We start from the raw sequence: 1,950 nt of genomic DNA, 5'->3' as shown, positions 1-1,950 counted from the left end.
AGGAAGCGATGCACCAGGTGGGGGAGTTGCAGTACAAGCTGGCGGGACCGGACCCGAAGGGCGAAACCTATCTGGAGAAGGTGGGCCGGTTGAACGCCTCGAGGATGCAGGCCGAGGAGATCGTCAGAGTCGAGATGCTGACTCCGGACGTGATGGAGACGGAGGGCGACGAAGCGGAGGAAGAGGAAGTCGACCGCCGGCAGAGGGAGATCTGGGAGACTCATCGCTCGATAATGAGGCTGCAGCAGGAGCTGCTGGACGAGTACCGAGAGCTGGAGAGGGATCAGTACAACCAGAAGCCGTAACTCCTGCGATTGAAGCGGACTCCCGTTTCATCCCAGCGCGGCAGGATGATCTAGCACCATCTGGGGCCCGTGCGCGCTTTCAAGCGAACGTGGCTGCGCTGCGCGTTTTGCGTGACCTGCAGGAGCAGGAGAGGCCGGCAACCGCTGCTGAGCGCGGTGTGCTGGCGCGGTGGGGGAGTTGGGGGGCCACTGGCGTAGCCGAGGTCTTCGATGAGAGCCGTGCCGAGTACGAGGCTGATCGTGTCGAACTGCGTGAGCTGCTGAGCGAGGACGAGTATCGGGCCGCGAACCGGACCGTCATCAATGCTCACTACACCGATCCTGCCCTGGCCACGGAAATTTGGCAGACCCTCAGCACGCTCGGTTTCGACGGCGGCCGCGTCCTCGAACCAGGTTCTGGTGCGGGCACGTTCATCGGCCTCGCACCCGAGACCGTGGCCATGACCGGCGTGGAGCTTGACCCGATCACCGCCGGCATTTCCCAGGCGCTCTACCCGGATGCTGACATTCGCGCCGAGTCCTTCGCTGATACCCGGCTTCCTGCCGGCTACTTCGACGCCATGGTGGGTAACGTCCCGTTCGCCAGGACCAGGCTGCACGACCCTCGGCACAACGCGGGCAACCACTCGATGCACAACCACTTCATCATCAAGTCGCTTGCTCTCACCCGGCCCGGTGGTGTCGCCGGTGTCATCTCCTCAGCCTTCACACTGGACGCCCAGAACTCGGCAGCGCGCCGCGAAATCTACGAGACAGCGGACCTGCTAGGTGCCGTCCGGTTGCCAACTGGGGCGCACCGCCGCGCCGCCGGCACCGATGCCCTCACTGACGTCCTGATCTTCCGTAAGCGGCTCCCAGGTGAGGAACCGCTGGACCCGCGGTGGCTGGAATCGCGCGCCATCTCCGTAGGCGATGACGCTGAGCAGGACGCCGCACGGATGAACGCCTATTTCATCGAGAATCCCGAGCGCGTGCTGGGTGAGCCTGTGGTGGGTCATGGCATGTATGGCTCTGCGACCCTCACCGTCCGCAGTGAGGATCTGCGCTCCGTGCCGGAGCAGCTGCACGGCCAGCTGCAGGACATCGCCCAGGTAGCTGTCGACGCTGGCAGGGGAATGGCGGAGCGTCAGGAGGGGCAGGTTATCGAGTCTGCCGCTATCGTGCCGGCAGGCAGCGGCCTGCAGGTCGGGCACATCACAGCGAACCCTGACGAAACCTTCACCCAGGTTGGTTTGGACGGTGCTATCGCACCGATGAAGGTCCCCATGACGCAGCAGGATGAACTGCGCTCACTGCTGCGCCTGCGCGATGGGGCACGGACTGTGCTCACCCTCGAGGCGAGCAACGTCGAAGACACCGCCGAGCTCGCTACAGCACGCCAGGATTTACGCGACACCTACCGCGCCTATGTCGACACCTACGGGCCGATCAACCGGTTTACCGAGCGCCGCACCGGGAAGGTCACCGAGGCGGGCGAGGCCATCATGGCCAGGGTGACGCCGAAGGCGGTGGTGTTGCTGCGCAACGACCCCTTCGGGCCGATTGTCCCCGCTTTGGAGCACTTCGATGAGGCCAGCCAGACAGCGACCCCGGCAGCGTTGCAGCGCGAACGCCAGGTCCAGCCACGACAGCCTATCCGCGGCGT

At 64.9% G+C, this 1,950-nt stretch carries 1 protein-coding gene and 1 pseudogene; both read left to right on the top strand.

The features are described from left to right. A partial coding sequence (locus tag Y708_RS30590; RefSeq protein WP_035777109.1) for a hypothetical protein occupies positions 1–305 on the top strand: 305 nt, incomplete at its 5' end. A gap of 89 nt (positions 306–394) precedes the next feature. Next, positions 395–1,950, top strand: a pseudogene (locus Y708_RS31315) (helicase); the annotation flags it as partial.

The organism is Arthrobacter sp. H5 (genome assembly GCF_000520595.1).
GTDB lineage: Bacteria > Actinomycetota > Actinomycetes > Actinomycetales > Micrococcaceae > Arthrobacter_D.
Note: the sequence above shows the minus strand (reverse complement) of the source record. Positions and strands in the feature narration are given on the sequence as shown.